This is a genomic window from Candidatus Ruminimicrobium bovinum (genome assembly GCF_902760015.1).
Classification (GTDB): Bacteria; Elusimicrobiota; Endomicrobiia; order Endomicrobiales; family Endomicrobiaceae; genus Ruminimicrobium; species Ruminimicrobium bovinum.
Map to the genome: position 1 here is coordinate 1 of NZ_CACWEU010000217.1, position 6,540 is coordinate 6,540.

General features: G+C 36.2%; 14 protein-coding genes and 1 pseudogene. All 15 read left to right on the forward strand.

The window, feature by feature from the left end; genetic code table 11:
• Positions 1-290, forward strand: a pseudogene (gene rplV / locus ACMUOV_RS07295) (50S ribosomal protein L22); the annotation flags it as partial.
• 162 nt (positions 291-452) lie between these two features.
• Positions 453-1,157 carry a 30S ribosomal protein S3 gene (gene rpsC, locus ACMUOV_RS07300; protein ID WP_413854465.1) on the forward strand — a complete coding sequence of 235 codons (705 nt, stop codon included), beginning with the start codon at positions 453-455 and terminating at the stop codon, positions 1,155-1,157.
• A 25-nt stretch (positions 1,158-1,182) separates the two neighbouring features.
• A complete protein-coding gene (rplP, locus tag ACMUOV_RS07305) occupies positions 1,183-1,596 on the forward strand; it encodes a 50S ribosomal protein L16 (RefSeq protein WP_413854467.1) in 414 nt (137 codons plus the stop codon).
• A gap of 16 nt (positions 1,597-1,612) precedes the next feature.
• Complete coding sequence (gene rpmC, locus ACMUOV_RS07310) at positions 1,613-1,816, forward strand: 50S ribosomal protein L29 (RefSeq protein ID WP_413854469.1); 204 nt, start codon at positions 1,613-1,615, stop codon at positions 1,814-1,816.
• 23 nt (positions 1,817-1,839) lie between these two features.
• On the forward strand, positions 1,840-2,094 hold the full coding sequence (gene rpsQ / locus ACMUOV_RS07315; protein ID WP_413854470.1) for a 30S ribosomal protein S17: 255 nt from the start codon (positions 1,840-1,842) through the stop codon (positions 2,092-2,094).
• Between the two features lie 10 nt (positions 2,095-2,104).
• The gene (gene rplN, locus ACMUOV_RS07320) at positions 2,105-2,473 is read left to right on the forward strand and encodes a 50S ribosomal protein L14 (RefSeq protein ID WP_413854471.1); all 369 of its coding nucleotides are present in this window, start codon (positions 2,105-2,107) and stop codon (positions 2,471-2,473) included.
• A gap of 22 nt (positions 2,474-2,495) precedes the next feature.
• Positions 2,496-2,807, forward strand: coding sequence for a 50S ribosomal protein L24 (gene rplX / locus ACMUOV_RS07325; protein ID WP_413854472.1), 312 nt, complete (start codon positions 2,496-2,498; stop codon positions 2,805-2,807).
• Between the two features lie 17 nt (positions 2,808-2,824).
• On the forward strand, positions 2,825-3,376 hold the full coding sequence (gene rplE, locus ACMUOV_RS07330; protein WP_413854473.1) for a 50S ribosomal protein L5: 552 nt from the start codon (positions 2,825-2,827) through the stop codon (positions 3,374-3,376).
• Positions 3,377-3,409: 33 nt separating this feature from the next.
• Positions 3,410-3,595: a type Z 30S ribosomal protein S14 gene (locus ACMUOV_RS07335; protein WP_413854475.1), complete on the forward strand. Its 186-nt coding sequence runs from the start codon at positions 3,410-3,412 to the stop codon at positions 3,593-3,595.
• Positions 3,596-3,624: 29 nt separating this feature from the next.
• Positions 3,625-4,023 carry a 30S ribosomal protein S8 gene (rpsH, locus tag ACMUOV_RS07340; RefSeq protein ID WP_413854482.1) on the forward strand — a complete coding sequence of 133 codons (399 nt, stop codon included), beginning with the start codon at positions 3,625-3,627 and terminating at the stop codon, positions 4,021-4,023.
• Positions 4,024-4,045: 22 nt separating this feature from the next.
• On the forward strand, positions 4,046-4,609 hold the full coding sequence (gene rplF, locus ACMUOV_RS07345) for a 50S ribosomal protein L6 (RefSeq protein ID WP_413854477.1): 564 nt from the start codon (positions 4,046-4,048) through the stop codon (positions 4,607-4,609).
• 33 nt (positions 4,610-4,642) lie between these two features.
• Positions 4,643-5,002, forward strand: a complete 360-nt coding sequence (gene rplR, locus ACMUOV_RS07350) for a 50S ribosomal protein L18 (protein WP_413854478.1) — start codon at positions 4,643-4,645, stop codon at positions 5,000-5,002.
• Positions 5,003-5,044: 42 nt separating this feature from the next.
• Positions 5,045-5,548 (forward strand): 30S ribosomal protein S5, encoded by a 504-nt coding sequence (rpsE, locus tag ACMUOV_RS07355; RefSeq protein ID WP_413854479.1) that lies wholly within the window; start codon positions 5,045-5,047, stop codon positions 5,546-5,548.
• Positions 5,545-5,994 carry a 50S ribosomal protein L15 gene (rplO, locus tag ACMUOV_RS07360; protein WP_413854480.1) on the forward strand — a complete coding sequence of 150 codons (450 nt, stop codon included), beginning with the start codon at positions 5,545-5,547 and terminating at the stop codon, positions 5,992-5,994. Before rpsE ends, rplO begins: the two co-directional genes overlap by 4 nt.
• Positions 5,995-6,017: 23 nt before the next feature.
• A partial coding sequence (locus tag ACMUOV_RS07365; protein ID WP_413854481.1) for a preprotein translocase subunit SecY occupies positions 6,018-6,540 on the forward strand: 523 nt, incomplete at its 3' end.

The following is a 6,540-nucleotide window of genomic DNA, read 5'->3' on the forward strand; positions in this document are numbered from 1 at the left end:
ATGCTCCTAGAAAAGTTAATCAAGTTTTGACTGTTATAAGAAATCAAAGAGTTGATAAAGCATTTGAGATTCTTTCTTTCTTGCCTAAAAATGCTACCGAACTTGTAGAAAAAGTTTTAAAAAGTGCAGTGGCAAACGCAGGAAAATTGAAAGATTTTTCGGGATTAAAAGTTAAAGAGGCCTGGGTAGGGCAAGGGCCTACATTGAAAAGAATGAGACCGGGTCCTATGGGCAGAGGATTGCCTTATAAAAGAAAAACTTCTCATTTAACGATAATAGTTACGGATGAGGGGTTAAAGGCGCCTAAAAGAAAAAAGAAAGTTGCAGCAAAAGTTCAACAGCCGGTATTAGCAACCGAAACGGTTGAACCTGAAAAGAAAAAAAGAACCGTTAAAAAAACGGCAAAAACAACAAAAAAAGAAGCTAAAATTTAGTTAAAAGGTAAGGGAGTTATGGGTCATAAAATACATCCTAAAAGTGTTCGGTTAGGTTATATAAAAGACTGGGATTCCAAATGGTTTAATGTAAAGGAAATGCCTGATTTTATAGAAGAAGATTATAGAATAAGGGGCTATTTGAAAGAAAAATTGAAAATGGCTTCCGTTTCTAAAATTGCTATTGAAAGAGCAGGTAAATACATAAGAATAAATATTTATACTTCTCGCCCCGGTATTGTTATCGGTAAAGGCGGGCAAGGTATGGAATCCATCAGAGTTGAAGTAGAACAAATGACGCAGAGAAAAACATTCGTAAACGTCATGGAAATTAAAAAACCCGAAATTGATGCCCAACTTTGTGCCGATAATATTGCTTATCAGATAGAAAAACTTGTTGCTTTCAGAAGAGCAATGAAAAAAGTTATTCAAAAAGCAATGGCAGCAGGTGCAGGCGGGATAAAAGTTATGTGTTCGGGAAGACTCGGCGGTGCAGAAATTGCAAGAACCGAATGGTTAAAAGAAGGAAGAGTTCCTCTTCAAACTTTCAGAGCCGAAATTGATTACGGCTTTTCCGAAGCAAATACTACAATGGGAAAAATCGGTATAAAAGTTTGGATATTTAAAAAAGAACATTTCCAAAAAACAGCCAAGGAACTTCTTGAAGAAGCAAAATTGGTTGAAAACGTTGAAGAAGTAGGAAATGCTCAGGAACAAAAATAGTTAAAAGTTAAGGAAGGAAATATATATGTTGATGCCAAAAAGAGTTAAATACAGAAAAACTCACAGGGGTAGAATGAAAGGATATGCTAAAGGCGGCACGACCTTGGCATTCGGTGCTTACGGACTACAAGCCCTGGAACCTATTTGGTTAAACAGTAACCAAATAGAAGCTGCTCGTATAGCTTTAACAAAGTTTATCAAAAAAGGCGGAAAGATTTGGATAAGAGTATTCCCCGATAAACCTATTACCAAAAAACCTGCTGAAACAAGAATGGGTAAAGGTAAAGGCGATCCTGCATTTTGGGTAGCCGTAGTAAAGCCCGGCAGAGTAATGTTTGAAATGGAAGGTATTCCGGAAGCCGAAGCAAAAAAAGCTTTTAAGTTGGCTGCAGACAAATTACCTATACATTGTAAATTTTTAGTAAGACAAGAAATATAAAAACGGAAAAAGAGATATGAAACAGAAAAACTGGTTGGAAATAAAAAGTATGTCGAATACGGAGTTGGTTGCCAAATTGAGAGATTTGGAAGATAAGTATTATAAATTAAAATTCAGAAACTCAACTGCTCCGATAAAAAATCCTCTGGAACTCAGAGAACTCAGAAGGACAATAGCAAGAATAAAAACAATACTTGCTCAACAACAAAAAGGGAAATAATTCCCGTTAATTAGGAAGGAAAAATGGTAGAACGCGGCAAAAGAAAAATATTAAAAGGGACGGTAATCAGCGACAAAGCCCAAAAAACAAGGGTTGTTGCCGTTGAAAGAACAATAAAACATCCTTTATACGGAAGAGTTACCCGTGTAAAATCAAATTTCTCTGTTCACGACGAGAAAAATGAATCCAAAATGGGTGATTTGGTGTATATTATGGAGTCAAGACCTCTTTCTAAAACAAAAAGATGGGTTTTGACGGAAATTGTTAACAAGGCATAAGGAAAGAAAAATGATTCAAGAAAGAACTATTTTAAATGTTGCAGATAATTCAGGTGCAAAAAAAGTTCGTTGCTTCAGAGTAATGAAAGGTCTCAGAAGAAGATATGCGGGGCTTGGTGATGTTGTTATGGCTTCCGTGCAGGATGCTATTCCTCACGGCAACATCAAAAAAGGTGATGTCGTTAAAGTTGTTATCGTCAGAACTGCAAAAGAATACCGCAGAGAAGACGGAACATACATCAGGTTTGATGATAATGCGGCCGTTATCATTAACGATGAAGGCGAACCTAAGGGAACCCGTATATTCGGACCTATAGCAAGGGAATTAAGAGAAGCTAATTACTTAAAAATAATTTCTTTGGCACCGGAAGTTATATAGTATAAATTAACAGGATAGAAATATGCTTAATATTAAGAAAAAAGATAAAGTTGTAGTTTTGACGGGAAAAGATAAAGGAAAAGAAGGCGAAGTTTTAAAATTATTTTTTGACACGAATAAAGTTATCGTATCAAAAGTAAACTTCGTTAAAAGACATACAAAACCTACACAAACCGATCCCGGCGGTATTAAGGAAAAAGAAGCTCCTATATCGATATCGAACGTTATGTTGGTTTGCCCTAAATGCAATAAACCGAACAGACCTAAATTCGATAAATTGTCCGACGGGAAAAAGGTTAGAGTATGCAGAAAATGCGGAGAAATAATAGTTTAAAATAAGGAAAGACTAACATGAATCAAATTCCGAGAATAAAAGAGTTGTATTTAAAAAATGTAGTACCCGCTTTGGAAAAAGAAATAGGTTTTAAAAATCCTAATCAGGTTCCTAAGTTGGTTAAAATTGTAGTAAACATAGGTTTAAGCGAAGCAAAAGATAATGCTAAAGTTGTTGAAGTTGCAAGTTCGGAGCTTGCCGCAATAACCGGGCAAAAACCGGTTGTTTGTAAAGCAAAACAGTCGGTTTCAAACTTTAAAATCCGTGCGGGTATGCCTATCGGAGTTAAAGTAACTTTAAGAGGCGCAATGATGTATGAGTTTTTTGACCGGCTTATAAACATTGCAATACCGAGAATCAGAGATTTTAGAGGAATAGAACCTAATAAGTTCGACGGAAAAGGTAATTTTAACCTTGGTCTTACCGAACAGTATATATTCCCGGAAATAAATGTTGAAAAGTCCGATAAAGCAAGAGGAATGAATATAACTATAGTTACATCGGCACAAAAAGATGAGCATGCAAAAAAATTATTGGAATTTTTAGGTATGCCTTTTAAAAAGAGATAATAAAATAAAAATAGAAAAGTAAGAGGTTTTTTTATGGCAACACTATCAGCAGAAGCAAAAATGCGCAAACCTCAAAAGTTTGCAACTAGGTATAGAAACAGATGTCGTCTATGCGGGAGACCTAGAGGCTACTATAGAGATTTTGGGCTGTGCAGAATATGTTTCCGTAAACTTGCACATAATGCCGAAATACCCGGTGTTACAAAGTCAAGTTGGTAATAAAGTAAAACAAATAAAAAAGAGGTTGTATAATGATTACAGATCCTATAGCAGATATGTTTGTTAGAATTCGCAATGCAAATTCTAAATTACATGAAAAAGTAGATATTCCTTCATCCAAAGTTAAAACCGAAATAGCAAAGGTTTTAAAAGAAGAAGGTTATATTTCGAATTATAAAAACATTGAAGATCAAAAGCAAGGTGTTTTAAGAGTTTACTTAAAATACGATGCCAACGGTAAAGCAGCTCTTAGCGGTTTGAGAAGAGTTTCAAAACCGGGCTTAAGAATTTATAAAGGTTACAAAGAATTGCCTAATGTGTTGGGCAGTTTCGGTATTGCAATTATTTCTACACCAAAAGGAATAATGGCAAGTAAAAAAGCTAAAGCAGAAATGATTGGCGGTGAAGTTTTAGGATACGTTTGGTAAAATTTTATATTGAGGTTTCAAAATGAGTCGCTTAGGAAAAAAACCGATAACAATACCTGAAAAGGTTAAAGTAGAATTGAAAAATGATGTAATAGAAGTTTCCGGTGCAAACGGAAAACTTTCTCAAGCCGTTCCGGAACATTTAGCCGTAAAAATAGATAAAGGTTCCGTTCTTGTCGAGATGAAAGACGAGTCAAGACAGGCAAATATGTATCAGGGGCTTTTGAGAGGGTTAATTTGCAATATGATAACCGGAGTTGTTGAAGGTTATAAAAAAGAATTGGAACTTAACGGGTTAGGTTTTAAAGCTGTTTTGACCGGCAAAAATTTAACGTTGACCGTAGGTTATTCTCATACGGTTACAAAAACAGTTCCCGACGGAATTAAAGTTGTTGTAGGTATGACACAGGATAAAATTCCGACACTTACAATAACCGGAATTGATAAACAGGCGGTAGGCGCTTTTGCCGCACAAGTTCGTGCCGTAAAACCGCCCGAACCGTATCAGGGTTTCGGTATAAGATATGCAGGTGAAAAGATACTCAGAAAAGCAGGTAAAGCTGCTTCTGCAGGTGCAAAGAAATAAACAGTTAAGTTTTTTTAAGAGGTTATAACAGAAATGAAATCTTCAAAAGAAAGGTCAGTTTTTCGTAAGAAAAGAGTAAGAAGTAAAGTAAGCGGAACATCGGAAAGACCGAGATTAAACATTAAATGCGGACATAAAAATATTTATGCTCAGGTTATTGACGATTCCAAAGGTATTACCCTTGCCGCAGCATCAACTTTATCTGCGGAATTAAAAGGTAAATTCAAATCTGCCGATACGGTTGAAGCAGCTAAAGCCGTAGGTAAATTGATAGCCCAAAAAGCTATTGATAAAAAAGTAAACACGGTGGTTTTTGACAGAGCAGGAAAAGCATATGTCGGTAAAGTAAAAGCTCTTGCCGAAGAAGCAAGAACTGCAGGATTAAAATTCTAACAAATAAAAATAAAATAAGATGTAGCAGCACGGGGGGATAAGTTGGTTGACAATAAAATTAAAAATGAAAATGAAAGCGGTTTGATAGAAAGTGTTGTTACCGTCAACAGAGTTGCAAAAGTTGTTAAAGGCGGAAAAAGGTTTTCCTTTAATGCACTTGTTGTTGTCGGTGACGGAGCAGGTAAAGTAGGTTGTGGTTTGGGTAAAGCAAACGAAGTTCAGGCGGCAATTAAAAAAGGCAGTGCTTATGCTCAAAAAAATATGATAAGTGTTTCTTTAAGAAATACAAGTATTCCGCATGAAGTTATAGGTGTTTCCGGTGCGGGAAAAGTTTTGTTAAAACCTGCGGTTGCCGGAACCGGTGTTATCGCCGGAGGTTCGGTTAGAGTGGTTTTGGAAGCCGTCGGTATAAAAGATATTCTTACAAAATCAATGAGAACATCCAATCCTTTTAACGTCGTATATGCTACAATTGATGCTTTGAAAAATTTAAGGACAAGAGAAGATGTCGCAAAAATAAGAAATAAAGAGGTTGCCGAAATATGATAGCTCTCAATACATTATCACCTGCTAAAGGTGCAAAACACAGAAAGATAAGAGTGGGTAGAGGAGTAGGTTCAGGCAGAGGCAGAATGTGTACCAGAGGTATGAACGGTCAGAAAAAAAGATCCGGTGAAGGCAAAATGCCTTTCTTTGAAGGCGGACAGATGTCCATTGCCAGAAGAATGCCTAAAAGAGGTTTCAGCCACGAACAGTTCCGTACTCATTATGAAATAGTAAATATTAACAGTTTGGAAGCAAAGTTTGATGCAGGTACCGAAATTACAAAAGAAAGCTTAAAAGCTGCAGGTATAATAAAGAAAAACGGTCCTGTTAAAATTCTTGCAAACGGTGATTTAAAAAAGAAATTTACCGTTAAAGCGGATGCTTTTTCAAAAACAGCAAAAGCAAAAATTGAAAAAGCAGGCGGAAAAGCGGAAATAATAAAATAAAAATTAAAATATAGGGTAAATACATGTTTAAAACATTCGGAGATATATTCAAAATTCCTCAACTTAGGAATAAGGTTTTGTTTACACTTGCTATAATTATAGCATACAGAATAGGAGCTTCCGTTCCCATACCGGGTATCAATGCTGCTGCGGTTAAATCTTTATTTGATGCAAACAGCAACGGATTACTCGGCTTTTTGGATATGTTTTCCGGTGGTGCTTTAAACAGAATGTCGGTGTTTTCAATGGGTATTATGCCTTACATTAACGCATCCATTATTATGAGCTTAATGCAAGGTGCACATGTTATTCCTTATTTGGACAGGTTGGCTAAAGAAGGTGAACACGGCAGAAAAAAACTTACCCAAATTACAAGATACGGCACTTTAATTTTAGGTGCAATCCAATCTTTCGGGCTCACAATGGCAATAGTCCGAATGCCTACCCCAAGCGGTATGCCGATAGTTTTGGACCCTTCTTTATCATGGATAGTTATGACGGTTATGACACTTGTTACCGGAACCGTTCTTATAATGTGGCTTGGTG

Bases quoted from the DNA above. Each gene is read 5' to 3' on its own strand.
- rplE (WP_413854473.1), top strand. From the start codon at position 2,825: ATGAATCAAATTCCGAGAATAAAAGAGTTGTATTTAAAAAATGTAGTA.
- rplX (WP_413854472.1), top strand. From the start codon at position 2,496: ATGCTTAATATTAAGAAAAAAGATAAAGTTGTAGTTTTGACGGGAAAA.
- rpmC (WP_413854469.1), top strand. From the start codon at position 1,613: ATGAAACAGAAAAACTGGTTGGAAATAAAAAGTATGTCGAATACGGAG.
- rplR (WP_413854478.1), top strand. From the start codon at position 4,643: ATGAAATCTTCAAAAGAAAGGTCAGTTTTTCGTAAGAAAAGAGTAAGA.
- ACMUOV_RS07335 (WP_413854475.1), top strand. From the start codon at position 3,410: ATGGCAACACTATCAGCAGAAGCAAAAATGCGCAAACCTCAAAAGTTT.
- rpsQ (WP_413854470.1), top strand. From the start codon at position 1,840: ATGGTAGAACGCGGCAAAAGAAAAATATTAAAAGGGACGGTAATCAGC.
- rpsC (WP_413854465.1), top strand. From the start codon at position 453: ATGGGTCATAAAATACATCCTAAAAGTGTTCGGTTAGGTTATATAAAA.
- rplF (WP_413854477.1), top strand. From the start codon at position 4,046: ATGAGTCGCTTAGGAAAAAAACCGATAACAATACCTGAAAAGGTTAAA.
- rplO (WP_413854480.1), top strand. From the start codon at position 5,545: ATGATAGCTCTCAATACATTATCACCTGCTAAAGGTGCAAAACACAGA.
- rplP (WP_413854467.1), top strand. From the start codon at position 1,183: ATGTTGATGCCAAAAAGAGTTAAATACAGAAAAACTCACAGGGGTAGA.
- rplN (WP_413854471.1), top strand. From the start codon at position 2,105: ATGATTCAAGAAAGAACTATTTTAAATGTTGCAGATAATTCAGGTGCA.